Annotated in this window: 24 protein-coding genes; 16 read left to right on the top strand and 8 right to left on the bottom strand. The window is 69.3% G+C overall.

Annotated elements, in window-relative coordinates:
* Nucleotides 1-17 precede the first annotated feature (17 nt).
* The 9 genes from YU1_RS0106540 (at nucleotide 18) to YU1_RS0106500 (ending at nucleotide 11,339) form a co-directional block, all read left to right on the top strand.
* Entirely contained in the window at nucleotides 18-1,022 is a 1,005-nt protein-coding gene (locus tag YU1_RS0106540; protein ID WP_029003387.1) for a L,D-transpeptidase, read from the top strand.
* A complete protein-coding gene (gene mepA, locus YU1_RS0106535; RefSeq protein WP_051356570.1) occupies nucleotides 1,022-1,966 on the top strand; it encodes a penicillin-insensitive murein endopeptidase in 945 nt (314 codons plus the stop codon). Before YU1_RS0106540 ends, mepA begins: the two co-directional genes overlap by 1 nt.
* Before the next feature lie 121 nt (nucleotides 1,967-2,087).
* A complete protein-coding gene (gene lptF / locus YU1_RS0106530; RefSeq protein ID WP_029003385.1) occupies nucleotides 2,088-3,248 on the top strand; it encodes an LPS export ABC transporter permease LptF in 1,161 nt (386 codons plus the stop codon).
* Between the two features lie 6 nt (nucleotides 3,249-3,254).
* Nucleotides 3,255-4,346, top strand: coding sequence for an LPS export ABC transporter permease LptG (lptG, locus tag YU1_RS0106525; RefSeq protein WP_029003384.1), 1,092 nt, complete (start codon nucleotides 3,255-3,257; stop codon nucleotides 4,344-4,346).
* Nucleotides 4,343-6,811, top strand: a complete 2,469-nt coding sequence (locus YU1_RS28275; protein WP_051356569.1) for an LPS-assembly protein LptD — start codon at nucleotides 4,343-4,345, stop codon at nucleotides 6,809-6,811. The genes lptG and YU1_RS28275 overlap by 4 nt, the downstream gene beginning before the upstream one ends.
* Before the next feature lie 323 nt (nucleotides 6,812-7,134).
* Nucleotides 7,135-8,034, top strand: coding sequence for a SurA N-terminal domain-containing protein (locus YU1_RS0106515; RefSeq protein WP_029003383.1), 900 nt, complete (start codon nucleotides 7,135-7,137; stop codon nucleotides 8,032-8,034).
* Nucleotides 8,034-9,071 carry a 4-hydroxythreonine-4-phosphate dehydrogenase PdxA gene (pdxA, locus tag YU1_RS0106510; RefSeq protein WP_051356568.1) on the top strand — a complete coding sequence of 346 codons (1,038 nt, stop codon included), beginning with the start codon at nucleotides 8,034-8,036 and terminating at the stop codon, nucleotides 9,069-9,071. Before YU1_RS0106515 ends, pdxA begins: the two co-directional genes overlap by 1 nt.
* Nucleotides 9,072-9,135: 64 nt before the next feature.
* Nucleotides 9,136-10,002, top strand: coding sequence for a 16S rRNA (adenine(1518)-N(6)/adenine(1519)-N(6))-dimethyltransferase RsmA (gene rsmA / locus YU1_RS0106505; RefSeq protein ID WP_029003381.1), 867 nt, complete (start codon nucleotides 9,136-9,138; stop codon nucleotides 10,000-10,002).
* Between the two features lie 86 nt (nucleotides 10,003-10,088).
* Complete coding sequence (locus YU1_RS0106500; protein WP_029003380.1) at nucleotides 10,089-11,339, top strand: histidine-type phosphatase; 1,251 nt, start codon at nucleotides 10,089-10,091, stop codon at nucleotides 11,337-11,339.
* A gap of 30 nt (nucleotides 11,340-11,369) precedes the next feature.
* Here YU1_RS0106500 and gmk read toward each other — a convergent pair whose 3' ends face one another.
* The 7 genes from gmk to fabD form a co-directional block, all read right to left on the bottom strand.
* Nucleotides 11,370-12,056 (bottom strand): guanylate kinase, encoded by a 687-nt coding sequence (gene gmk / locus YU1_RS0106495; protein WP_084539702.1) that lies wholly within the window; start codon nucleotides 12,054-12,056, stop codon nucleotides 11,370-11,372.
* 14 nt (nucleotides 12,057-12,070) lie between these two features.
* The gene (locus tag YU1_RS0106490) at nucleotides 12,071-12,958 is read right to left on the bottom strand and encodes a YicC/YloC family endoribonuclease (RefSeq protein ID WP_029003378.1); all 888 of its coding nucleotides are present in this window, start codon (nucleotides 12,956-12,958) and stop codon (nucleotides 12,071-12,073) included.
* 34 nt (nucleotides 12,959-12,992) lie between these two features.
* Entirely contained in the window at nucleotides 12,993-14,207 is a 1,215-nt protein-coding gene (gene mltG, locus YU1_RS28270; RefSeq protein WP_051356567.1) for an endolytic transglycosylase MltG, read from the bottom strand.
* Nucleotides 14,208-14,382: 175 nt separating this feature from the next.
* Nucleotides 14,383-15,645, bottom strand: a complete 1,263-nt coding sequence (fabF, locus tag YU1_RS0106480; RefSeq protein WP_029003377.1) for a beta-ketoacyl-ACP synthase II — start codon at nucleotides 15,643-15,645, stop codon at nucleotides 14,383-14,385.
* A gap of 79 nt (nucleotides 15,646-15,724) precedes the next feature.
* The gene (locus tag YU1_RS0106475) at nucleotides 15,725-15,961 is read right to left on the bottom strand and encodes an acyl carrier protein (protein ID WP_029003376.1); all 237 of its coding nucleotides are present in this window, start codon (nucleotides 15,959-15,961) and stop codon (nucleotides 15,725-15,727) included.
* Nucleotides 15,962-16,204: 243 nt separating this feature from the next.
* Entirely contained in the window at nucleotides 16,205-16,942 is a 738-nt protein-coding gene (fabG, locus tag YU1_RS0106470) for a 3-oxoacyl-[acyl-carrier-protein] reductase (RefSeq protein ID WP_029003375.1), read from the bottom strand.
* 52 nt (nucleotides 16,943-16,994) lie between these two features.
* Complete coding sequence (fabD, locus tag YU1_RS0106465; RefSeq protein ID WP_029003374.1) at nucleotides 16,995-17,951, bottom strand: ACP S-malonyltransferase; 957 nt, start codon at nucleotides 17,949-17,951, stop codon at nucleotides 16,995-16,997.
* Nucleotides 17,952-18,140: 189 nt separating this feature from the next.
* On the opposite strand from fabD, the gene YU1_RS0106460 reads away from it, so the two are divergent.
* Nucleotides 18,141-18,530 carry an MbcA/ParS/Xre antitoxin family protein gene (locus YU1_RS0106460; protein WP_029003373.1) on the top strand — a complete coding sequence of 130 codons (390 nt, stop codon included), beginning with the start codon at nucleotides 18,141-18,143 and terminating at the stop codon, nucleotides 18,528-18,530.
* Entirely contained in the window at nucleotides 18,490-19,257 is a 768-nt protein-coding gene (locus tag YU1_RS0106455) for an RES family NAD+ phosphorylase (protein ID WP_029003372.1), read from the top strand. Before YU1_RS0106460 ends, YU1_RS0106455 begins: the two co-directional genes overlap by 41 nt.
* Nucleotides 19,258-19,268: 11 nt before the next feature.
* On the opposite strand, the gene YU1_RS0106450 is transcribed toward YU1_RS0106455, so the two are convergent.
* On the bottom strand, nucleotides 19,269-20,057 hold the full coding sequence (locus YU1_RS0106450) for a hypothetical protein (protein WP_029003371.1): 789 nt from the start codon (nucleotides 20,055-20,057) through the stop codon (nucleotides 19,269-19,271).
* Nucleotides 20,058-20,642: 585 nt separating this feature from the next.
* On the opposite strand from YU1_RS0106450, the gene rpsF reads away from it, so the two are divergent.
* From rpsF to YU1_RS0106425, 5 genes are all read left to right on the top strand, one after another.
* Nucleotides 20,643-21,119, top strand: coding sequence for a 30S ribosomal protein S6 (rpsF, locus tag YU1_RS0106445; RefSeq protein ID WP_029003370.1), 477 nt, complete (start codon nucleotides 20,643-20,645; stop codon nucleotides 21,117-21,119).
* Nucleotides 21,119-21,376 carry a 30S ribosomal protein S18 gene (gene rpsR, locus YU1_RS0106440; RefSeq protein WP_029003369.1) on the top strand — a complete coding sequence of 86 codons (258 nt, stop codon included), beginning with the start codon at nucleotides 21,119-21,121 and terminating at the stop codon, nucleotides 21,374-21,376. The genes rpsF and rpsR overlap by 1 nt, the downstream gene beginning before the upstream one ends.
* A gap of 144 nt (nucleotides 21,377-21,520) precedes the next feature.
* Nucleotides 21,521-22,483: a DUF2232 domain-containing protein gene (locus YU1_RS0106435; protein WP_029003368.1), complete on the top strand. Its 963-nt coding sequence runs from the start codon at nucleotides 21,521-21,523 to the stop codon at nucleotides 22,481-22,483.
* Between the two features lie 44 nt (nucleotides 22,484-22,527).
* A complete protein-coding gene (gene rplI, locus YU1_RS0106430) occupies nucleotides 22,528-23,097 on the top strand; it encodes a 50S ribosomal protein L9 (protein ID WP_029003367.1) in 570 nt (189 codons plus the stop codon).
* A 300-nt stretch (nucleotides 23,098-23,397) separates the two neighbouring features.
* Nucleotides 23,398-24,657 (top strand): cyclopropane fatty acid synthase, encoded by a 1,260-nt coding sequence (locus YU1_RS0106425; RefSeq protein ID WP_029003366.1) that lies wholly within the window; start codon nucleotides 23,398-23,400, stop codon nucleotides 24,655-24,657.
* Nucleotides 24,658-24,799: the final 142 nt, after the last annotated feature.

The following is a 24,799-nucleotide window of genomic DNA, read 5'->3' as shown; positions in this document are numbered from 1 at the left end:
GACCGGGGGAATCGGCAATGCATGCGGGACAGACCATGGATCGGCGCGGCGTGCTGCGGCTGGCGGCGGCGCTCGGCGGCGGGGCCGCCTTTGCGGCGCTCGGCCCGGTGCGGGCGGCGGAGGATGCCGACGAGGTGGCGATCCGCGCCCTCAAGCCCGGCCAGTTCGTCTGGTATCCCGAGCGATCGCCGAAAGGGATGGTGGCCATCGTCGTGGCGCTGCCGGACCAGCGCTGCTTCGTCTATCGCAACGGCGTGCGCATCGGCGTCACGGCCATCTCCTCAGGCCGCGAGGGCCACCTGACGCCCACCGGCGTGTTCACCATCCTGGCCAAGGACGTGGACCACCATTCCTCGCTCTATAACGAAGCCTCCATGCCCTATTCCGAGCGCCTCACCTGGTCGGGTGTGGCGCTGCACGCGGGCGGGTTGCCGGGCTACCCGTCCTCGCACGGCTGCGTGCACCTGCCGCTGGCCTTCGCCAAGCTGCTCTATGGCGTGACCGAGGTCGGCACGCCGGTCATCATCTCCGACGGCCATAACGGGCCGGAGGATGTGCTCGATCCCGGCCTCGTGCTGCCGCAGGATATTGTCGCCGCGCTGGAAAGCGGGGCCGAGGAAGCGGGGGCGAAGGCGCCGAACGGCACGGGCGGCCCGATCTCCGTCGTCGCCAGCGGATCGGACCGGCGCATCATCGTGCTGCGCAGCGGCGTCGAGGTGCTGAGCGGCGCGCTGTCCGTCCAGGATCCGGGCAAGCCGCTGGGCAATGTGGTCTATCTGCTCAATGCCCCGGCGCCCGGCCAGCCGCCCCGCTGGATGGCGGTGAGCTTCGAGGGCGGCGGCAACAAGGCGGGCGTCGCCCAGGAGGCGCTCTCGCGCATCGTGGTCGAGCCGGCCATCAACCGGCAACTGGCGGCCCTGCTCGTGCCGGGCGCCACCTTGCTGGTGACCGACCTGCCGGCCGATCCGGGCACGCGATCGGGGCCCGACTTCGTCATCATGAACCCGCACGGGACGGTGTGATGAGGGCTCGCAAGCCCCTGACGCGGCCGGCCCTGGCGGCGCGGCGGGGCCTCGCCATCGCCGGCGCCATCCTCCTGGCGCTGCCGCAGATCGCCGCCGCACAGCCGGCGCAGACGCCGGCCAAGGAATTGTTCGGCGCCGCCGCGGGCCCGGCTCCGTTCGCCGCGCGGTCCATCGGCTTCTATTCCAAGGGCTGCCTCGCGGGCGGCGTCCCGCTGCCGGCGGACGGACCCGCCGCCGCGGCCAGCCCGTCCGGCCAGGGGCCGTTGTGGCAGGCCATGCGCCCGTCGCGCGATCGCGCCTGGGGCCATCCCGACCTCATCGCCTTCCTGGAGCGTTTCGCAGCCGATGTGCCGAAGGTGTCGCGCTGGCCGGGCCTCCTCGTCGGCGACATGTCGCAGCCTCGCGGCGGGCCCATGCGCACCGGCCATGCCTCGCACCAGGTGGGCCTCGACGCCGACATCTGGCTGACGCCCAGCCCCGGTCGCACGCTGTCGAAGAGCGAGCGGGAATCGCTGTCGGCCACCATGATCGTGCGGCCGGACCGGCTGGACGTGGACCAGAAGGTGTGGACGCCGGATCATCTCTCGGTGATCCGCGCCGCCGCGCGCGATCCCCAGGTGGAGCGCATCTTCGTCAATGCCGCCATCAAGAAGGCGCTCTGCCGGCAGGCGGACGGCGACCGCGCGTGGCTGTCCAAGGTCCGCCCCTACTGGGGGCACGACTACCATATGCATGTGCGCCTGTTCTGCCCCAAGGACAGCCCGGACTGCCGGCCGCAGGAGCCGCCGGCGGCCGACGATGGCTGCGGGGCGGACCTCGCCTGGTGGTTCACCGACGAGGTGCTCCATCCCAAGCCGTCGCCGAAGCCGGAAAAACCCCGCCCACCCTTGATGCTGGCGGATTTGCCGGCTGCCTGCGGCGCGGTTCTGGAGGCCCGGTGAGGGCGGCGGCGGCGGCGCGCTGCAACTGCGCATTTGCACGAAGCCCAGCTTGCGGCTATCCAGTGGAACAATTCAAAAGGCGCGCGTCGGGGCGGCGAGCGCGCACAAGGCGCGGGTCTTGATGGGCCGTCTCGATCGTTACATTTTCTCGACTGCTGCGGTGGCCTTTGTCGGTGTGACAGTGGTGCTCGCCGGCATGATCTGGGCGACGCAGGCTCTGCGCCAGCTCGACCTGGTGACCAGCCAGGGGCAGACGATTCTCGCCTTCGTCGCCATCACCTCGCTCACCATGCCCACCCTGGTGCTGGTGATCGCGCCGGCCGCCTTGTTCATCGCCACCGCCTACACGCTGCTGAAGCTGAACGGCGACAGCGAGATCGTGGTCATGGCCGCCGCCGGCATGAGCCACTGGCGGGTGCTGCGCTCGCTCATGCTGCTGGCGGTGCTGGTGTCGCTGTTCTGCGCCGCGCTCGCCATCGACCTCGTGCCGGCCAGTTTGCGCAGCTTTCGCGATCAGGTGTCGCGTGTGCGCGCGGACGTTGTATCCTTCGTCGCCCAACCCGGCCGCTTCGTGAATCTCGCGCCGGGGCTGGTTTTCCACGTCCGCGACCGGGCGAAGAACGGCATCATGAGCGGCGTCTTCATCAATGACGCGCGCGAAAAGGAAATATCCACCTATGTCGCCGATCGTGGCCAGATCGTAGAGACAGAGAACGGCATCTTCCTCGTGTTGGAACAGGGCTCCATCCACCGTCGCGTCCCCGGCGCCGCCAGCAATGGCTCGGTGGTGGAATTCCAGCGCTATGCCTTCGACCTCTCGGCCCTGACGCCGGGCGCGCAGAGCGGCGCCGACATCCGCCCCAACGAGCGCTCGTTCGTCTATGTCACGGCCCCGCCCAAGGATGACGCCTATTTGATCACGCAACCCGGACGTTTCCGGGAGGAGTTCCACAAGCGTCTCTCCTCCGGCCTCTATCCGCTGGCCTTCTTCGCCGTCGCGGCGGCGGCATTGGCGCGGCCGCGCACCACGCGTGAAAGCCGTGGCCTCGCGCTGGCTGCCATCGTGCCGATCATGACCGCGCTGCAGATCGCCAATTTCGCCGTGACCGGCCAGTTGCGCACCGCCGACTGGGCGGTGCCCATGGTCTACATCCTGCCCGTCCTGACCATGATCCTGGCGGCCCTCGTTCTGGAAGGACGGCTGACGCTGACCCTGCCCGCCGCGCTGTCCCGGGTGCTGGACAGCATGTCCCGCCGCGTCTCCCGTCTCTCGGCTCCGTGAGCGCAGATGATCGGCCGCACGCTCGGGTTCTATTTTGCACGCCGCTTCCTGTCGGCCGTGGCGATGATCTTCCTGTCCTGCGTCGCCCTCATCATGCTGGTCGACTTCCTGGAGATGAGCCGCCGCGTGGCCGATCGCGATGCGGTCGGCGTGCCCATGGTGGCGCTGCTGACCATCTACCGCACCCCGGCCTTCACCGAGCAGTTGCTGCCGTTCGCGGTGCTGTTCGGCGCCATGGCGACCTTCGTGACGCTCTCGCGCAAGCTGGAACTGGTAGTGGCAAGGGCGGTCGGCCTGTCGGTCTGGCAGTTCTCCTTCCCGCCCATCGCGGTGGCGTTCCTCATCGGGGTGTTCGCCACCTGCGTCTTCAATCCCGTCTCCGCCGACTTCAAGGAGCGGGCGAACCGCATGGAGGCCGAGATCTTCAACACCTCGTCCGGCCTCTTCGCGCAGGGCTCCGCCGGCTTCTGGATCCGCCAGCAGAGCGTGGACGGACAGGCGATCATCCAGGCCGCCGCCTCCCAGCAGGGCGGGCGGGTGCTGTCGGGCGTGACGGTGTTCGAGTTCGATCGCGCCGGCCTGCTCATGGAGCGGGTGGAGGCGCGCACCGCGACGCTGGGTGAGGGAGTGTGGACGCTGAGCGATGCGCGGGTGGTCGTGCCCGGCGGCGAGCAGCAGGCGTTTTCCAGCTATCTCATCGCCACCAAGCTCGACCCCAAGCAGATCCAGGAGACCCTCGTCTCCCCCGAGACCGTGTCCTTTTGGCAACTGCCCGACGCCATCAGCAGCGCCGAGCAATCGGGCTTCGGCGCGGCGAAATACCGTCTGCAGCTGCAGAGTCTTTTGGCCCGGCCGTTCCTGCTCGTGGCCATGGTACTCATTGCCGCAGTGGTTGGCTTAAGGGTGTTTCGCTTCGGCGGTGTGGGACAGACGATTCTCGGTGGCGTGCTCGCGGGGTTTCTGCTTTATCTGGGAACCAAGCTTGCCGAGGATCTTGGTGACGCTGGCGTGGTGCATCCCATTGCTGCTGCATGGTTTCCAGCGCTCGCCGGCATTTTCATGGGGGTATTGATCCTGTTGCATCGGGAGGACGGATGACGGTCGGGTTTCACCCCTCCGTGGCCCTGGCCGGGACCGGCCTGCGCAGCGTGCTGCGCGGGATAGGGACCGTCATGGCCACCGCCGTCCTGGTGCTTGGCCTCGCCGCCGTGCCCGACGCCGCTTCGGCGCAGGCGCCGTCGCCGGCCAGCGGGTTCGCCATGGCGAACCCCAAGACGGACCCCAATGCCAAGATGCTCGTGACCGCCGACCAGCTGGTCTACGACTACAAGAACGACACCATTGCCGCCGTCGGCAACGTGCAGATGTATTATGACGGCTCGTCGGTCGAGGCGAAGAAGGTCACCTTCAACCAGAAGACCAACAAGGTGATGGCCGAGGGCGACGTCCGCCTGAAGCAGAAGGACGGCAAGATCATCACCGCCGACAACCTGGAGTTGTCGCGGGACCTGAGCGAGGGCTTCATCAACAGCCTGCGCCTCGACACGCCCGACAAGACCCATTTCGCCGCCACCCGCGCCGATCGCGCGGAAGGCAACGTCACCGTCTTCCAGAATGGTGTCTACACGGCTTGCGAGCCGTGCAAGGACAAGCCGGAAAAGCCGCCCCTGTGGCAGATCAAGGCGACCCGGATCATCCATAACGAAGACGAGAAGATGATCTATTATCAGAACGCGACGATGGAATTCTTCGGAATGCCGATCGCGTACTTCCCGTACTTCTCGTCGCCCGATCCGACCGTGAAGCGCAAGACCGGCTTCTTGTTTCCGGAATTCTTCACGTCGAGCAATGTGGGCTACGGCGCCAGCGTGCCGTTCTTCTGGAACATCGCGCCGGACCGGGACATCACCTTCGATCCCATGTTCTTCTCCGAACAGGGTGTGCTGATGCGCGGCGAGTGGCGCCAGCGGCTGGACAACGGCTCCTACAGCATCCGCGCGGCCGGCATCAATCAGCTCAACAAGGACGCCTTCATCAGCGGCGGTGTCCTGCCGGGCTACCGCGACAATCGCGGCATGGTCGAGTCGCACGGCGAGTTCGCCATCAACCAGAATTGGGTGTTCGGTTGGGACGGCACCATGGTGTCCGATCGCACCTTCCTGCGCGACTACGGCTTCGTGACCGCTGACGTGACGGAGCGCATCTCCCAGGCCTATCTGACCGGGCAGGGCGACCGCAGCTATTTCGACGTGCGGGGCATGTATTTCCTCGGCATGTCGCTGACCGACCAGCAGGATCGCCTGCCGGTCGTCGGGACGATGGACTATAGCTACGTGTTTGGTAAGCCGGTATGGGGCGGCGAAGCGGGGGTGAACGTCAACTTCACCACGCTGACCCGGGACCAGGCGGACTTCATCAGCACCACGTCCGCCAATGCCAACGCCGGCGGCATCGGCATTCCGGCCGGTTCCTGCGCTCTCAGCAATCCCAACGCGACCCAGTGCCTGCTGCGCGGCGCGCCCGGCGACTATACGCGCCTGTCGGCCGAGGCTTATTGGAAGCGCACCATCGTCGACAGCGCCGGCCAGATGTGGACGCCGTTCGCCCAGGTGCGGGTGGACGTGGCCCAGGCCAACATCTCCGCGCTGCCGTCGAGCTATACGGACGGCCCCACGGTGGCCGGCCAGAACGTGCTACAGTCCGGCAACGAGAGCCTGATCCGCGCCATGCCGGCGGTCGGCCTCGACTACAAGTATCCGTTCATCTCGGTGGAAAACTGGGGGACCCAGACCATCGAGCCGCGCGCCCAGCTGGTGCTGCGGCCGAACGAGACCAGCATCGGCAAGTTCCCCAACGAGGACGCGCAGAGCCTGGTGTTCGACGACACCACCCTGTTCGCCATCGACAAATATTCCGGCTACGACCGGGTGGAAGGCGGCGGCCGCCTCAACGTGGGCGTCAGCTATACCGCGGCGATCCAGAATGCCGGCGTCATCAGCGCCCTGGTCGGCCAGTCCTACCATCTGTTCGGCCTGAACTCCTTCGCCGAAGGCGACATGGCGAACACCGGCCTCGAATCCGGCCTCGACACCAATGTCTCGGACTACGTGGCCCGCGTCAGCTACGCGCCGACCGACAAGCTGGAACTGATCAGCCGCGCCCGCTTCGCCGAGGACAATGGCTCCTTGCAGCGCTTCGAGATGGAAGGGCGCACGCAGATCGACCGGTGGAACCTGTCGGCCATCTATGGTCGCTACGCGCCCCAGCCGCTGCTCGGCTATTACGACAGCCGCGAGGGCGTGTTCGCCACGGCGGGCTACAAGCTCAACGAGAACTGGAGCCTCAACGGCGCGGTCCGCTACAACATCGTCCAGTCGGGCTTCGACTATACCCAGTTCGGCATCACCTACATGGACGACTGCTTCACGCTCGCGCTGAGTTACATCTCCAGCTACACCCTCACCGGCGTCGACACCTCGCCCAGCAACAGCATCCTGCTGCGCATCGGCCTGAGGACCCTGGGCGAGACCGGCATCAAGAGCTCCATCGGCGGCGGGAACTGATCGCCCGTCGTGGTGATCGGCGTCGGCCGGTTGCCGGGGGTATCCCCGCACGGTGGGTCGCGGTTTCTTGAACGCAAGGCGGTATTTCGGGCGCGGCAGATGGCTCTCATCCACCGCGCCCGTGCTTTATGGCTTGCCCTCGGCAACGATCCGTTGGATGGAACACAGCGTTTCCCATTCGACGGTTGATCGCTTGCGCGCTCCGTCGAGACGCATCCGGCTCCCGCGGCGGTATCGGCCCCAATACCGCCACAGGAACGGGGAACATAACGCGCTCATCCTGACGACCTTTGCGGTGGTCGGGCGCCTTTCCGGGATGAACGATGACTGCTTGCCGACGCTTCTGCCTCCTGTTCGCTTTGTCCCTCGCGCTCGTCGCGCCCGGCGCGGCATTCGCGCAGGTGCTGGTGATGGTGTCTGGGCAGCCCATCACCGCCAATGACGTCAGCCAGCGCATAAAGCTGCACCAGTTGATCGAGCGCAGCTCCCCGCCGCAGAAGCAGGTGCTGGAAGAGCTGATCGACGAGAAGATCAAGATCACCCAGGCCGCGCGCTTCTCGATCGAGGCGGACGACAAGGAAGTGGACCGGATGTTCGCCAGCGTGGCGGAACGCTCCGGCCGCACCGCCGAGCAGCTCACCGCGGGCTTTGCCCAGTCGGGGCTGAAGGCGCAGACCTTTAAGGACAAGCTGCGCGCCGACTATGTGTGGGGCCAATATGTGCGCGCCCGCGCGCCGGTGGTGAACGTGCGCGATTCCGACGTGGTCGCGGCCCTGAACCAGAAGGGCCAGACCCAGATGGTGGCAACGGAATATATCCTGCGCCCGATCGTCCTCGTGGTGGGCGGCGGCAGCAATGCCTATGGCGCCCGCATGCAGGAGGCGGCCGCCCTGCGCGCGCGGTTCAACGGCTGCGACCAGGGCGTCGACATGATCAAGGGCATGAAGGAGACGGTGATCCGCTCGCCGGTCAGCCGCCTGTCCTCGGAGATCCCCGAGAAGATGCGCAGCATCCTGGAGAAGACCGAGGTCGGCCGCCTGACGCCGCCGGAAGTGGCGCAGTCGGGTGTGGAGCTCTTCGCCGTGTGCAGCAAGCGCGAAGTGAAGGGCGAGAGCGAGAAGAAGCGCGACATCAAGGATGAGCTGGGCAACGCCCAGTTCCAGGAGCAGTCCAAGCGGATGCTCGCGGAGCTGCGCAAGACCACCCTCATCCAGTATCGCTGATGGGCGCCCGGGGGGGCGAGCCCTCCGCGCGCGGCGCCCTTCCCCTGGCGCTGAGCCTGGGCGAGCCGGCCGGCATCGGACCCGACGTCGTCCTGTTCGCCTGGCTGCGGCGCGAAGGGGAGCGGCTTCCCGCCTTCTTCGTGGTCGGCGACCCCGCATGTCTCGCGGCGCGGGCGCGGCTGCTCGGCCTGAACGTCCCGCTTGCAATGGTCTCCCCCGCCGAAGCGGCCGAGGCGTTCGCCACCGCCCTTCCGGTCGTGCCCGCGGGCACGCGGGCCACTGCCGCGCCCGGCCATCCCGATGCCAGCAGCGCCCCGGCGGTGATCGAAAGCCTCGACCGCGCGGTGGACTTGGTGCAGGCCGGGGCCGCGGCGGCGCTGGTGACGGCGCCCTTGTCGAAGGCGGTGGTCTACGGCGCCGGCTTTCCCTTTCCCGGCCATACCGAATATCTCGCCGCCCGCTGCGCCCCGCTCGGCGGCCCCGCGCCCCGGCCGGTGATGATGATCTGGTCCGAGCTGCTCGCCGTGGTCCCGGCCACCATCCATATTCCCTTGGCGCAGGTGCCGTCCGCGGTCACCCGCGACCTCCTGGTGGAGACCGGCCATATCGTGGCGCGTGACATGGCCGGCCGCTTCGGGCTCGCCCGGCCGCGCCTCGCCTTCGCCGGGCTCAATCCCCATGCGGGCGAGGACGGCACGCTGGGGCGCGAGGACGAGGACGTGGTGCGGCCGGCGGTGGCGGCGCTACGGGCCGCCGGCATCGATGCGACCGGGCCGTTTCCCGCCGATACGCTGTTCCATCCCGAGGCGCGGGCGGGCTATGACGTGGTGATCGGCATGTATCACGATCAGGTGCTGATTCCGGCCAAGACCCTGGCCTTCCACGACGGGGTCAACGTCACCCTGGGCCTGCCCCTGGTGCGCACCTCGCCGGACCACGGCACGGCCTTCGCCATCGCCGGCACCGGGCGGGCCGATCCGTCCAGCCTGATGGCGGCGCTGCGCCTCGCCCGGCGGCTGGCGGATGCGCCGGCCTAGAGCGCGATAGAGCACATTCCGGGCCCAGGCCGCCGCATTCGGCCCCATGAGGAGTTTCCACCGCGTGAGCGCCATCGACGACCTGCCGCCGCTGCGCGATGTAATCCGCACGCACGGCCTCTCCGCGCAGAAGTCGCTGGGCCAGAACTTCCTGCTCGACCTCAACCTGACCGCCCGCATCGCCCGTGGCTCGGGGCCGCTGGAGGGGGCGACCGTCGTGGAGGTCGGGCCGGGGCCGGGCGGGCTCACGCGGGCGCTGCTGGCGCTTGGCGCGGGCCGGGTCATCGCCATTGAGCGCGATCACCGCTGCATCGCCGCCCTGGGTGAGATCGCCGCCGCCTATCCGGGGCGGCTGGAGGTGATCGAGGGCGATGCGCTCAAGGTGGACGTACGCCCGCTGCTCTCGGGCGCCGAGGCGCGGGTGGTGGCGAACCTGCCCTATAATGTGGGCACGCAGCTCCTGGTGGGCTGGCTTTCCACTGATCCCTGGCCGCCCTGGTTCGCGTCCCTGACGCTGATGTTCCAGCGCGAGGTCGCCGAGCGCATCGTCGCCGTGCCGGGCTCGAAGGCCTATGGCAGGCTCGCCGTCCTTACCGGCTGGCGGGCGCAGGCGCGCATCCTGTTTGACGTGGCGCCCTCGGCTTTCGTGCCGCCGCCGAAGGTGACGTCCTCGGTGGTCCATGTGGTGCCGCGCGCCGACCCCGCGCCCTGCGCGCTGAGGGATCTGGAGCGGGTGACGGAGGCGGCGTTCGGGCAGAGGCGCAAGATGCTGCGGCAGTCGCTGAAGTCGCTCGGTGTCGATACGGCGGCGCTGCTGGCCCAGACCGGCGTGGAAGAGACCGCTCGGGCGGAAGAGATCGACGTGGCGGGCTTCGTGGCCCTGGCCAATACCTATGCCGCGCTCAGGCGGGGCGCGTCCGCGCCGGCTTGAGCGGAACTGTCCTGCCGCACCATGGCACCCTTGAAGTGACGGTGGGGAGCCGCTTTAGTGGGCGCCCCTCCTGCCGGACTTCCCCCATGGCCCTGTCGGCTCGCGTCTTCCCGCCCATCCCCGGTTCCCGCGCGCGCCTTCTGCTCGCCGCCCTGGCGGCGCTGCTCCTCGGCGCGGGCCCGGCCGCCGCCGAGATGGTGCTGGAGCGCGTGGTTCTGGTGGAGCGCCACGGGGTGCGGGCGCCCATCCAGTCACCGGAGACGCTTGCGGCCTGGAGCCCGCGCTTGTGGCCGGCATGGCCCGTCGCGCGGGGCATCCTCACCCCGCACGGCCGGGAGGTGGTCGGGCTGGTGGCGGACGGCATCCGTGCCCGCTATGTGGCGACGGGCCTGCTGCTGGCGCAGGGCTGCCCCGGCGACGGCCTCGTGGTCTGGGCGGACAGCAAGGACCAGCGCACGCGGGAAAGCGGGCAGATGATGGCCGACCGGCTGGCACCCGGCTGCGGGGTGAAGGCCGGCTTCGCGCCCGCCCGGGACCTCATCTTCAATTCGCTCGCCGGGGCCTGCCGCCTCGACCGGAAGGCGGGCGCCGCCGCCGTGGCCGTAGCGCTTGCGCCCTCCGGCGCGCTTGTCGATCCGGCTTCGGCGGAGGCCATCCGCCGGGCAGGCGACATCCTGCGGCCGGGCGCGCCGCCCGCGCCGGTCCCCTCCGCCGTGGCTGTGAAGAAGACGGGCATCAATATCGCCGGACCGCTCGCCGTGACGGCGGACGCCGCCGAGGTCTTCCTGCTGCAATATGCGCAGGGCATGCCAGTGTCGGACGTGGCCTGGGGCGCGGCCGCCGACCCGGCGACGCTGGGCGTACTGCTGGCCGCCCGCACGCGGACGACCGACATGACGCGGCGCTTGTCCTATCTGGCGGTGCGCCGGGGCAGCGCCATGGCGCGGCTGATGCTGGCGACGCTCGCCGGCGAGACCCGTCCGGCGGCGCCGGCGGTGGGGCAGGGGGTGAAGCTCCTGGCCCTCGCCGGGCACGACACCAATCTCTCCAACATGGCGGGCGTCTTCGGCGTCGACTGGACGTTGCCCGGCCAGCCGGACGCCACCGCGCCGGCCACCGCCTTCGCGCTGGAGCGCTGGCGCGACAGCGCGAGCGGCGCGCTCTCCGTGGGACTCACCGTCTGGTATGGCGAACTGGAGGGGCTGCGGACGCTGGACCCGGCCAAGGTCCATGGCGTGAAGGTGCCCCTGCCGGGCTGCGGCGACAGCGGCATGTGCCCGCTGGAGACGCTGCGCCGGCGCGTGCTGGACGGCATTCCGGCTGCCTGCGCGGGCTGAAGCTCCTTCGGGGCCGGCAGCGCGGGCGGCTTAGAGCGCGTCGCGCAGATCCTTCACGAAGCTGGCGAGGCCGGTCAGGCGGCGGCGCTTCAGCCGCTCTGCCTGGAGGATGGCGGTGAGCTTGCCGAGGCTGTCGTCCACGTCCTGGTTGATCAGGATGTAGTCATATTCGGTGAAATGGCTGATCTCGTCGGAGGCCTTCGACATGCGCTGCTGGACCACGTCCTCGCTGTCCTGGGCGCGGGTGCGCAGGCGCTGTTCCAGGTCGGCGGCGGAGGGCGGCAGCAGGAAGACCTTCACGAGGTCCTGCTCCGCGCTCTGGTCGAGCTGTTGGGTGCCCTGCCAGTCGATGTCGAACAGCACGTCCCGCCCGGCGCTCAGCGCATCCTCCACCGCCTGGCGGGGGGTGCCGTAGAGATTGCCGAACACGGTGGCGTGCTCCAGCAGTTCGCCATTGTCGCGCAGGGCGGCAAAGCGCTCGGGGCTGACGAAGAAATAGTCCTTGCCGTCCTGCTCGCCGGGCCGGGGCGGCCGGGTGGTGACGGACACCGACATGGTGATGCGGTCGTCCGCGGCCAGCAGCCGGCGGGACAGCGTGGTCTTGCCCGCGCCCGAGGGCGAGGAGAGCACCAGCATGAGGCCGCGCCGCGCGAGGCCGGAGCGTGAGCCCGGCTTCCAGCCCGGCAGGGCGAAATGGGAGGAGGTCGGTGCGGCCATGGGCGGGCGGGTCTCTACTCGATGTTCGCGATCTGCTCGCGGAACTGATCCACCAGAAGCTTCAGGTCAAGCCCGATCTGTGTCAGCGCAACCGCATTCGACTTCGAGCACAGGGTGTTTGCCTCGCGGTTGAACTCCTGGGCGAGGAAGTCGAGCTTGCGGCCTACCGGCCCGCCCTGGGCGAGCAGGTCGCGGGCGGCGGCCACATGGGCGGTGAGGCGGTCGAGTTCCTCGCGCACGTCGGCCTTGGTGGCGAGCAGCACCGCTTCCTGGTGCAGGCGGTCGGGATCGAGGGCGGCGTGGATGTCGGCCAGAGCGCGCACCTGCTCGGCGAGGCGGGCCTTGATGGCCTCCAGCTTGCGCTCCGGCAGGGCCTCGGCGGCGGTGATCAGCCGGGCGATGGCATCGAGCCGCTCGCCCAGCACCGCACGCAGGGCGGCGCCTTCTCCGCGCCGCATGAGCGAGAGGTCGTGCAGCGCCCGCCCGAAGCCGGCGGCCGCGTCACGGGAGATGGCGTCGCGGTCGGCCTCGGTCTGCTCGGCCTCGATCACCTCGACGATGCCCTTCACGTTCAACAGCGCGTCGAGCGCCGGCGGGGCGCTGCCGAGATCGGCGGCGGCCTCGCGGGTGGCGGCATAGAGGGCGCGCAGCGCCTCCTTGTTGAGGCCGACGGAGAGGGAATCGCCTTCGCGGGTCACCGTGAAGGTGCCGGAGACCGAGCCGCGCGAGAGCGCCTTGGTGGCGGCGGCGCGGGCGGCGGCGTCAAGGGCATCGAAGCCGCTGGGCAGGCGCAGGCGCAGGTCCAGACCCTTGGCGTTGACTGAGCGCACCTCCCAGGTCCAGCGCCAGGCGCCGGTGAGGCCGTGGGCGCGGGCGAAGCCGGTCATGCTGGCGAGGGACATAGCGGATCTTTCGGTGCGGGCCGGTCTCGCCGGATCAGTTGGCGGGCTTGGCGGGGGCAGGCACGGTGCCGGCGCGCGGCGTGGCGGGCGAGGAGGCGCCTGCGGCGGGGTCCTGCGCGGCCGGGGCCGCCCCCGTGCCGCCCGAGGGGGCGGGCGGGGTGGAAGCGGGGGCCGGCGGCGCGCCCGAGGGGGCGGCGGCCGGCTGGGCGGCGGCCTTGGCCTTGGCCTCCGCCTCGATCTCCCGCCAGCGGGCGACATTGCGGTTGTGCTGGTCCAGGGTCTCGGCGAAGACGTGGCCGCCGGTGCCGTCGGCGACGAAATAGAGGTCCTTGGACTTGATCGGATTGGCGACGGCGGCCAGCGACGCCTTGCCGGGATTGCCGATGGGGCCGGGCGGCAGGCCGTCGATGGCATAGGTGTTGTAGGGCGTCGGCGTGACGATGTCGGTGCGCGAGATCGGCCGTCCCAGCGAGCCCTTGCCGCCCACGATGCCGTAGATGATCGTCGGGTCCGACTGGAGCTTCATCTTCTTGGACAGCCGGTTGAGGAACACGGCGGCCACGTGCGGGCGCTCGTCCGGCTTGGAGGTCTCCTTCTCCACGATGGAGGCCAGGATGATCATTTCCTCGGGGGACTTGAGCGGCAGGTCGGGGGCGCGCTTCGCCCACAGGTCGGCCACCAGCTTCTGCTGGTCCGCCGCCATGCGCTTCAGGATGTCCTGGCGCGGCTGGCCACGCACCACCGCGTAGGTCTCGGGCAGCAGCGTGCCCTCCAGCGGGACGCGGATGGAACCCGTGAGCAGGTCGCTCTCGTTCAGGCGGTCCACCATCTGCTGGCTGGTGAGGCCCTCGGGCAGGGTGATCTGGTGCTGCACCACCTTGCCGGCGGTCATGGCGTCCAGCACGCTGCCCATGGTGACCTGGGGCTTGAAGACATATTCGCCGGCCTGGAGCGGTTCGCCCCGGTGGGTCATCTGGTGGCCGACCACGAACACCATCCAGTTGCTGATGACGCCCTGGCGCTCCAGCAGGTCGGCGATATCGCGCAGACCCTGGCCGCGCGGCACCACGACGTTCTTCTCCGCGGCCAGCGGCCCCGGCCCCTCGAACGCTTGCCGGCCGTACCAGGCGGCGAGCCCGCCGCCCACGCCGACGAACAGCAGCAGGGTGAAGATGGCGCTTCCGATGACGACGGCGGGGTGGTTCTGCCCCCGCTTGCGCCGCTTGGGCTTCGGCTCAGGCTGCACCATCGCGGATGTTCCTCGGAAGTTGCGCGGGGATCGGCTCCGCTGGACATGCGGCGCCGCCGGTGCGCCGCCCCGCGCCAGAACGGGGCGAAGCCGCCACCAGCGGCGCGCCAGAGGCTAACGCGAAATATGGCGACACGGCGTCCCGCGCCTTCGAAGGCGCGGGCGCCACGCAAGCTCAGGCGTCGAGGCGCCGGAAAACCAGCGATGCATTGGTGCCGCCGAACCCGAACGAGTTGGACAGCACCACGTCGATCTTACGCGCCTTGGGCTTCAGCGGCACCAGGTCGATCGGCGTCTCGACGGACGGGTTGTCCAGGTTGAGCGTCGCCGGGGCCACCTGGTCGCGGATGGCCAGTACCGAGAAGATCGCTTCCACCGCGCCCGCCGCGCCCAGCAGATGGCCGATGGAGGACTTGGTGGAGGACATGGAGGTCTGCGCGGCGGTGTTGCCCAGCAGGCGCTCCACCGCGCGCAGTTCGATCTCGTCCGCCATGGTGGAGGTACCATGGGCGTTGATGTAGTCCACGTCGCCCGCGCTGACGCCGGCCCGCTTCAGGGCGGCGCTCATGCAGCGGAACGCGCCGTCGCCGTCCGGGGACGGCGCGGTGATGTGGAAGGCATCGCCGGAGAGGCCGTAGCCGGTCAGCTCGGCGTAGATCTTGGCGCCGCGCGCCTTGGCGTGCTCCAACTCCTCAAGGACGACGACGCCGGCGCCTTCGCCCATCAGGAAGCCGTCGCGGTCCTTGTCATAGGGCCGGGAGGCGTGGGTCGGATCGTCATTGAAGGCGGTGACCAGCGCCTTGCAGGCGGCGAATCCCGCGAGCGCGAGGCGGTTGACGGGCGATTCGGTGCCGCCGGCCACCATCACGTCGGCATCGCCGAGCGCGATCAGCCGGCCGGCGTCGCCGATGGCATGCGCCCCGGTCGAGCAGGCCGTGACCACGGCGTGATTGGGGCCCTTGAGGCCGTGGGCGATGGACACGTAGCCGCCGGCGAGATTGATCAGCCGGCCGGGGATGAAGAAGGGCGACACGCGGCGCGGGCCCTTTTCCTTCATCACCAGCGAGGTTTCCGCGATGCCCTCGATGCCGCCGATGCCGGAGCCGATGAGGACGCCGGTATTGATCTGGTCCTCGTAGGACGAGGGATGCCAGCCGGCGTCGTCCAGAGCCTGCTTGGCAGCGGCCATGGCGAAGACGATGAACTCGTCCACCTTGCGCTGCTCTTTGGGCTCCATCCAGTCGTCGGCATTGAAGCTGCCGTCGCTGCCATCGCCGCGCGGCACGCTCGCCGCGATCTTGCAGGGCAGGTCGGACACATCGAAATGCGCGACACGGCTGGCACCGCTCTCGCCGGCCAGCAGCCGCCGCCAGGTCGGCTCGACGCCGCAGGCGAGCGGCGTCACCATGCCGAGGCCGGTGACGACAACACGTCTCATGAGGAGAACTCCGGAACCATCATGACGACGGCCGCGGCGGCTTTGGGCCCCGCGGCCGTCAGTCAGCTTCGGTCGGCCGTCAGGCGGCGTTCTTTTCCAGGAACTTGATGGCGTCGCCCACCGTCAGGATGGTCTCGGCCGCGTCGTCCGGGATCTCGGTGTTGAAGGCCTCTTCGAAGGCCATCACGAGTTCCACGGTGTCGAGGCTGTCGGCGCCGAGATCGTCGATGAAGCTGGCGTTCTCAGTCACCTTCTCGGGCTCAACCCCAAGATGCTCCGCGACAATCTTCTTCACCCGCTCGGCGATGTCACTCATCGATGCACCCTCGTTGTCTGAAATAAGTTGCCGTCCGGCGGCTGGAGGACGGCATAATGCCTTTCAGCCGCTGTGCCCAGCCCCCTGCGCGCGCCACGTCTCGAAACGCCGCAGGTGGTCCGTTCTCACGTAGATCCAAATCCACCGCTCGGACCAGTTCGAGCGGCTCGTTAACATACTTCCCGGGCCTTTGCCAGCAGGCCCGCCGCAGGGGCAAACCCTTGCAAACGCCGGGAGGCCGGATCAGATCATCGCCATGCCGCCGTTCACGTGCAAGGTCTGCCCCGTCACGTAGGCGGCTTCATCCGAAGCCAGATAGACGCAGGCCGCCGCAATGTCCTCCGGCGTGCCGAGGCGCGCGGCGGGCACGGACTTCAGGATGCCCTCCCGCTGCTTGTCGTTCAGTGCGTCGGTCATGGGCGTCGCGATGAAGCCCGGCGCGATGCAGTTCACGGTCACGCCGCGGCTTGCCACTTCCTGGGCCAGCGACTTGGACATGCCGATCATGCCCGCCTTGGCGGCGGCATAATTGCCCTGGCCGGCATTGCCCGTGACGCCGACGATGGAGGTGATCGAGATGATGCGCCCGGTGCGGCGCCGCATCATGGCGCGCACCGCCGCCCGCGAGAGGCGGAAGGCCGAGGTGAGGTTCACGTTCAGAACCTGCTCCCAGTCCTCGTCCTTCAGGCGCATGAAGATGTTGTCGCGGGTGATGCCGGCATTGTTGACGAGAATGTCCAGCACGCCCATGGCCGCTTCCGCGTCCGGCACCAGCTTCTCCACCTCCTCGGCGACGCCGAGGTTGCAGGGCAGCACGTGGACGCGGTCCTTCAGCTCGGCGGCCAGCGCCTCCAGCGCCTCCCGCCGGGTGCCGGAGATGGCCACCGTGGCGCCCTGGGCGTGCAGCGACTTGGCGATGGCCCCGCCGAGGCCGCCGGTGGCGCCGGTGACGAGCGCGGTCTTGCCGCTCAGATCGAACATGGAGTGTCCTTACAACGAAAGGGGAGCGCCGCTCGGGCGCGGAAGGGGACGGTCAGGCCGCCGGTGCGGCCTTGGCGGCGATGAAAGCGGCGACATCCTCAGGCGTGCCGACGGCGGCCACCTGAATATCCTTGGCGATACGGCGCACGAGGCCGGAGAGCACCTTGCCCGCGCCCACCTCGACGGTGCGCCGGACGCCGGCGCCCGCCATATACACCACCGATTCGCGCCAGCGCACCGTTCCGGTCACCTGCTCCACCAGCAGGCGCACGATCTCGACCGGGTCGGTCACGGGGGACGCGCGGACATTGGCGACCACCGGCACGCACGGGGCGTTGACCGTCACTTCGGCCAGCGCCGCCGCCATGGCCTCCGCCGCCGGCTCCATCAGCCGGCAATGGAAGGGGGCGGACACGGGCAGCAGGATGGCGCGGGAGGCACCCTTCGCCTTGGCGATCTCGATGGCGCGCTCCACTGCCTTCAGGTGGCCGGAGACCACGACCTGGCCGCCCGCATTGTCGTTGGCCGCTTCGCAGACATCGTCCTCCGCCGCCTCGGCGGCCACGGCGACGGCCTGCTCATAATCGAGCCCCAGCAAGGCAGCCATGGCGCCGGCGCCGGCCGGCACCGCATCCTGCATGGCCCGGCCGCGGATGCGCAGCAGTCGGGCGGCATCCGAAATGGACAGCGTGCCGGCGGCGGCGAGGGCGGAATACTCCCCCAGCGAATGGCCGGCGACGAAGGCGGCATCGCGGGAAAGGACAAGGCCGGCCTCGGCTTCCAGCACGCGCAAGGCGGCGAGCGAGGTGGCCATCAAGGCGGGCTGGGCATTGGCGGTGAGGGTCAGTTCCTCCGCCGGGCCTTCCCACATGATGCGGGTGAGATGCTCGCCGAGCGCGGCGTCCACCTCGGCGAAGACCTCGCGGGCGGCGGCGTAGGTTTCCGCCAGCGCCTTGCCCATGCCGACGGCCTGGCTGCCCTGGCCGGGGAAAATAAAGGCTGTGCTCATGGCGCGCTCCCTGCCGCTCAAATTTGGCGGGGCAGAGACACCGCGCGGCAAGGGAAGTCAAGGACAGGCCCCGGCCGGACCCCCCGTCCCGATGGGCATGGTGGAGATGCGAGGTGAGCATAGGTAGTCTCCTTGGAAAAAATCAGTTATGATATTTTCTGTAGAAACAGATTGAGCAGGCGCTGCCGAATGTCCCTCCTCTCCTCTCCCCTTGCCCCGGCGGGCCGGCCGGAGGCGGGGGCCGTCATCACTAAGGCGGTAATCCGCGCCGCGGACGCGCTCGGCGTCACCGCCCGCCTGCTCGCCGAGGTGATCGGCGTGTCGGAGGCCAGCGTGTCGCGCATGCGCAAGGCGGACTACACGCTCGATGCCGGCAGCAAGCCGTTCGAACTCGCCGTCCTGTTTGTCCGGCTGTTCCGCGCGCTCGATGCCATCGTCGGCGGCGACGCCGCGGCGGCGCGGGCCTGGATGCAGGCCGAGAACACGGCGCTCGGCGGCATCCCCGCCCAGCGCATCCGCACAATTTCCGGTCTTGTCGATGTCATCGCCTATCTGGACGCCCGCCGCGCTCGCGTCTGAGGCGCGGCCCTATGCCGGGCGCGTCTGGCGGCTGGTGGAGGCGCAGCATCGCGTCTCGACCCTGAAGCTGGTGGACACGCTGGCCGAGCAGGCACTGCTGGAAGACCTCATCGAGGACACCAAGCCGAAGGTGCCGGCGGAATGCGCCCACCTGCCCTATCTCCTGGCCTCGCCCTTCCGCTACGAGCCGCCGTATCCGCACGGCTCCCGCTTTCGCCGCGCGGGGCGGACGCCGGGGGTCTATTACGCTGCCGAGACGGCGGAAACGGCGGTGGCGGAGATGGCTTTCTACCGCCTGCTGTTCTTCGCTGAATCGCCCGGCACGCCCTGGCCGCGCGACCTCGCCGACTACACCGCCTTCGCGGCCTCCGTCGCTTCGTCCCGCGCGCTCGATCTGACGGTCCCGCCGCTGGACCGGGACGGCGGGCAGTGGACCCATCCGATCGACTACGGCCCCTGTCAGGATCTCGCCGAGGCGGCTCGCACCGGGGGAGCCGAAATCCTGCGCTATGCCTCGGTGCGCGATCCGGGTGGCGGGCGGAACGTGGCCGTCCTGACCTGCGGGGCCTTTTCCGAGGCATGGGTGGGCGAGCGGCAGACCTGGCGGGTGCGCCTCAGTCCTTCGGGTGTGCAGGCGGTGTGCGATTTTCCCGACCGCAGGCTCGATTTTCCGCCTTCGACCTTTGCAGTCGACCCGCGCATCGCGGCGCTCGACTGGCGGCGCTGACGGCGCGCGCGTCAGCCGCCCGTTTCCTCGCCCATCCACCGGCCGAGCGCGTCAGGGCAGAAGCGCAGGAACACGAAGGCATTGCTGCGCTGGGCCGGATAGATCTCCATGTAGCGGCATGGCGGCGGCCCCTCGCGCAGGCGGCCACGGACGATGTCGCCGCTGGGGCGTTCTTCTATGACGGCGGTCTCGTTCGGCTGCCGGTCGAGGGCGCGGACGAGGATCTGGATGGTGCGTCCGTCCAGCCAGGGCACCTGCTGGATCGTGCTGGGCGGCACGCCCATGCGCTGCGCCAGGGGCAGGGTGGAGCGCGGGGCCTGCGGCGCCTGGGGCGCGGCCGGGGGCTTGGCCGGCCAGGGATAGGGCGTGCCGGCCTGGGGCGCCGGCGGGGCCGCGCCGCCTTGCGGCTGCGGCGCCACTTGCAGGGGAACGGCCGACCCGTCGGCGGCCTGGACAGCGGACCCGTCGGTGGCCGGCAGCGCCGGCCGCGGCAGAGGTAGCGGGGCGGCCTGGAGCGCGGCGGCCTGGTCCGGCTGCGGCTGAGCCGCTTCGGGCGTGGCGTCCGGAATCGGCGTCGGCGCGGCGGGCGCCGGCGGGGCCTGGACGGTCTGGACCGGAGGCGCGGCGACAGGGGCCGAAGCGGCGGGCGGCGCCGCCGGCGGCCGGGCCGGCTCACGGAAGATCATCACCCAGGTCGCCGCCACCGCCAGGAGCGCCAGCGAGGCCGCGATCACGTTGAACCGGAACAGCCAGGAGCGCGGCTTGAGCACCGGGCCGGCGATGGTCGGGCGCTCGGCCACGAAGGGCGGCGCGGGTGCGGCATCGCAGATCGGGCACGGGCCAGGGAGGTGGTAATGCCCCGCGGAACAGCGGACCAGGTTGACCGGGGCTGCCGACTGTCTTTCCTCTGGTAGGTTCATGGCCAGCCGCTATCTGTTCCTATGTGCGACCTGTTGAATTCCGCGACGTCCGTGCGCTTGCGCGCGTCCCCACCGGGTTACGGCGTGCCGTGTCCTGCCGCAAGGGCCTGCCGCGACGGATCCGGTTGTGCCCGGCAACCGAAGGGAGGCATCCCGCCCGGCAGGTGGTCCCCTCTTCTTCCCTACCGTTCATGGCTATGGTGAGGCCGGAGCCGCCGCAGAACCGCCGCTGATGCTTGCGCGGCTTGCCTTTGCGCCAAAAGCTGCTATACGCGCCGCTTCCGTTGCCCCGGCCGGGGGCTGAACGGACGGTCTCCTGTGGCTCCGCGCATGTGCGGCGCGGCAGGCGATAGGGCCGAGAGGCCCGTCGTCCCGTGTCCCCGCCTTCCGAGCAAACGAGCCTTTCCAAAGGTTCGAAAGGGCTTGGCGCCGGGGGGGCGGATGAACAGGAAAGGCAAGAGACACATGGCTCTCTATGAGCACGTGTTCCTCGTGCGCCAAGACGTTACGGCGCAACAGGTCGAGGAACTGACCGCCCGGTTCAAGGGCGTGATCGAAGCGAATGGCGGCTCCGTCCCCAAGGTCGAGGCCTGGGGTGTGAAGACCCTGACCTATCGCATCAACAAGAACCGCAAGGCGCACTTCACGCTCCTCAACATCGACGCCCCTGCGGCTGCGGTGCAGGAGATGGAGCGCCAGATGGGCATCGACGAGGACGTTCTGCGCTTCCTCACCATCCGCGTGGACGAACTGGAGGAGGCCCCCTCGGCCATGCTCCAGAAGCGTGACCGCGACGAGCGCGGCGAGCGTGGCGAGCGCGGCTTCGGCGGCGACCGTGGCTTCGGCGGCGATCGCGGCGGCTTCGGCGGCCGTGACCGTGACGACCGTCCGCGCCGCCCGCGCGATCGTGAAGAAACCCCGGCCAGCGAGGAGACGGTCTGATGGCTTTCGCTCAAGCTGGTGGGGCCGGCGGCCAGCGCCGTCCGTTCTTCCGTCGTCGCAAGATCTGCCCGTTCTCCGGCCCGAATGCGCCGAAGATCGACTACAAGGACGTGCGGCTCCTGCAGCGCTACATTTCCGAGCGCGGCAAGATCGTGCCGAGCCGCATCACTGCGGTCTCCGCCAAGAAGCAGCGCGAGCTGTCGGCCGCGATCAAGCGCGCCCGCTTCCTCGGCCTGCTGCCGTTCGTGATCCGCTGACCGCCTGATCCGTCAGGTTTGGCCCGCCCCGCTCAGGGGCGGGCTTTCTTGCAAGAAGACGCGCCGCCGGGATGAGCCCTGTGGCGTCTGCTGGGGCCGGCATCGCGACTGGCCTCTAACCGCACCTGCGGGACAGCTCGTCACATGGGACCGTTTCTTCTCATAGGCATCGCTGCGGGCGCCGCGTCCGCGCTCCTCGTCGCGGGCGTCGCGGCGGGATCGGTGCTGGCTGTCCCGCTGTTCTACCTGGCGCCGCTGCCGCTGATGATCGGCGGGCTCGCCTTTTCCCACATCTCCGCCGCCGTGGGCGTCGTCGCCGCCAGCCTCGGGCTCGGCTTCATGTACGGCACCACCTTTCTCATCGCGTATCTGATGGGCATCGGCATTCCGGCCTGGGTGCTGGCTTATTGCGCGCTGCTGGCGCGCCAGGACGCCAACGCCCGCGACGGCATCACCTGGTTCCCGGTCGGTGGGCTGATGGTGGTGGGGGCGGGGCTGGCGACGCTCAGCGTCGTCGTCGCGCTGTTCTCCCTGGCCGGCAGCTATGAGGCCTACCGCGACGCGGTGGTCCAGGCGTTCCAGGCTTTCGTGAAGATCCAGGGGGCGTCGCCCATGGGCGGATCGGCGGGCGCCGATCCCGCCGCCATGGGCGAGACCGTGGCGATCATCCTGCCGCCCACCGCCGCCGCGCTGATGCTGGCCACGCAACTGGGCTGCCTCTACCTCGCCGCGCGCGCGGCGCGGTTGTCCGGCCGTCTGGCCCGGCCCTGGCCGGATCTGGCGGCCACGCGGCTGCCGTCCGCCACCTCCCTGGCGCTCGCGGTGCTCATCGCCATCGCCATGATGCCCGGCCTCGTCGGCTTGTCCGCCGCCGCCGCCGGCGCGGCGTTGATCGTCTGCTACACGGCGGTGGGCTTTGCCGTGCTGCATTTTCTCACCCGTGGACGGGCGGCACGCCCGTTCATCCTCACCGGCGCGTGGGTGCTGACGCTGGCCATCGGCTGGCCGGCGCTGGTGGTGGCGCTGCTCGGCGTGGCCGATGCCATGTTCGATCTGCGCCGGCGTATCGGCACCGGCGGCGGCCCGCCGGCCGCCAATGACCGCTGACCCCTTTCATCGAAACCCGAAAAACACAGACTTAGGAGACCAACATGGAAGTCATTCTTCTGGAGCGCGTGGCCAAGCTCGGCCAGATCGGCGACGTGGTGCGCGTGCGTGACGGCTACGGCCGCAACTTCCTGCTGCCCAACGGCAAGGCGCTGCGCGCCACCAAGGACAACCGCGCCCGTTTCGAGCAGATGAAGTCGCAGCTGGAGGCCCGCAACCTCGAGCGCAAGACCGAGGCGACCGCCGTGGCGGGCAAGCTGAACGGCCAGAGCGTGGTGATCCTGCGCCAGGCCGGCGAGACCGGCCAGCTCTACGGTTCCGTCTCCACCCGCGACATCGCCTCCGCCTTCGAGGCGGCCGGCTTCACCGTGGACCGCCAGCAGATCGTGCTGAACCATCCCATCAAGACCATCGGCCTGCACGCGCTGCCGGTGACCCTGCATCCGGAAGTGGAAGTGACGGTCACCGTGAACGTGGCGCGCAACGCCGACGAGGCCGAGCGTCTCGCCCGCGGCGAAGAGGCCCGCCGCCCCGGTGACGAAGATGAGGACGAGGCGGAGGCCGTCGAGGTCGCCGAAGTGGAAGCAACCGAGGAAGACGGCGCCGAGGGCTGATATCCCCTCTTTTGCCTGTTCTTTTGGAAACGCCCGGCCGCAAGCCGGGCGTTTTTCTTTTATGCATCTTACCTAAAGGCATATTGCGGCATCGCCTCTGAGATGCTGTCATTTGCTTCGAGACTCCGGATGGCCCGGCGGCGCACGCCGCCCTTTTCGGCCATCGCGGTTCCAACCAAGCTCCACTGGCGCCTGCCGGGCCCCGCTCGACGCCTTCCGCCACTGGATTCTGGACCATGGTCCGGACGGAGATCCGGCACAGGAGGGACGGACGAGGGAGTTCCAGACGGAGGCTGTACAATGGAGGGGTTGCTTGAAATCGTATTGCGCCGCGTGATGACGCGCGGGAGCCTTGGGATCACCACGGCGTCGGGCCGCAGCTATGTGGCCGGGGTGGGTGACCCGAAGGTTCGGATCCGTTTCACCACCACCGCCGCCGAACGCCGCATTCTGTTCGATCCCGAGCTTTACCTCGGTGAGGCGGTCACGGACGGCACGCTGATCGTCGAGCAAGGCACTATCGCGGACCTGCTCGACGTCCTGATGGCGCAGCCGAACAGCGTGGCGCCCACCTTCACGTCGCGGCTGCTGTTCTGGGCGCGGCTGGCGGTTCGCCGGATCGCCCAGTTCAATCCGCGCGGCCGGTCCCAGCGCAACGTGGCACACCATTACGATCTCGATGGACGGCTGTATTCGCTGTTTCTCGATTCCGACCGGCAGTATTCATGTGCCTATTTCGAGCATCCGGGCCAGTCGCTCGACGACGCCCAACTGGCCAAGAAGCGTCATCTGGCCGCCAAGCTCGTTCTCGACAGGCCGGGACTGAAGCTCCTGGACATCGGCTGCGGTTGGGGTGGCCTCGGCCTTTACATGGCCGAGGCGGGCGGGGCCGAGGTGACCGGCGTGACGCTGTCCAGGGAGCAATTGGGCGTCGCCCAGTCGCGGGTGCGCGAGCGTGGCCTTGAGCGACGGGTGGATTTCCGCCTTCAGGACTATCGCGACATTCCCGAGCGCTTCGACCGCATCGTCTCGGTGGGCATGTTCGAGCATGTGGGGATCGACCACTACGGCACCTTCTTTCGCAAGACGCGCGACCTGCTCGCCGACGACGGGGTGATGGTGCTGCATTCCATCGGCCGACAGGATCCGCCGGGCGTCACCAACCCCTGGATCGCCAAATATATCTTCCCCGGCGGCTATATCCCCGCCCTCTCGGAAGTGCTGCCGCAGATCGAAAGCGCCGGCCTCGTGGTGACCGACATCGAGATCCTGCGCCTGCACTATGCCGAGACGCTGAAGGCCTGGCGCGAGCGCTTCATGGCCCATCGCGAGGAGGCTAGGCGGCTGACCGACGAGCGCTTCTGCCGGCTGTGGGAGTTCTACCTCGCGGGCTCGGAGATGGCGTTCCGCCACCAGGGCATGATGGTGTTCCAGATCCAGCTGGCCCGGCGGCAGGAGGCGGTGCCGCTGACCCGGGATTATCTCGTTGCGGCGGAGGAGCGGCTGCGGGCGGCGGAGTTCAATACCGCTGCCGCGCCCCTGCGCCTGGCCGGGGAGTGAGCGATTGGGGCGGCGGCGCTACAGGCAAGCCGCCGCCTCGGAATGTCCCCGCAAATTTTTCATTTATCCCGGAGATGCTGACCGGCGGTCGCATGCCGCCGCGATCTGGTACAAATGCCGTTCGCACCTAACCAGAACGTGA

It is taken from the genome of Azorhizobium doebereinerae UFLA1-100, assembly GCF_000473085.1.
Lineage (GTDB): Bacteria > Pseudomonadota > Alphaproteobacteria > Rhizobiales > Xanthobacteraceae > Azorhizobium > Azorhizobium doebereinerae.
This window is presented reverse-complemented; position numbering and strand designations above follow the sequence as displayed.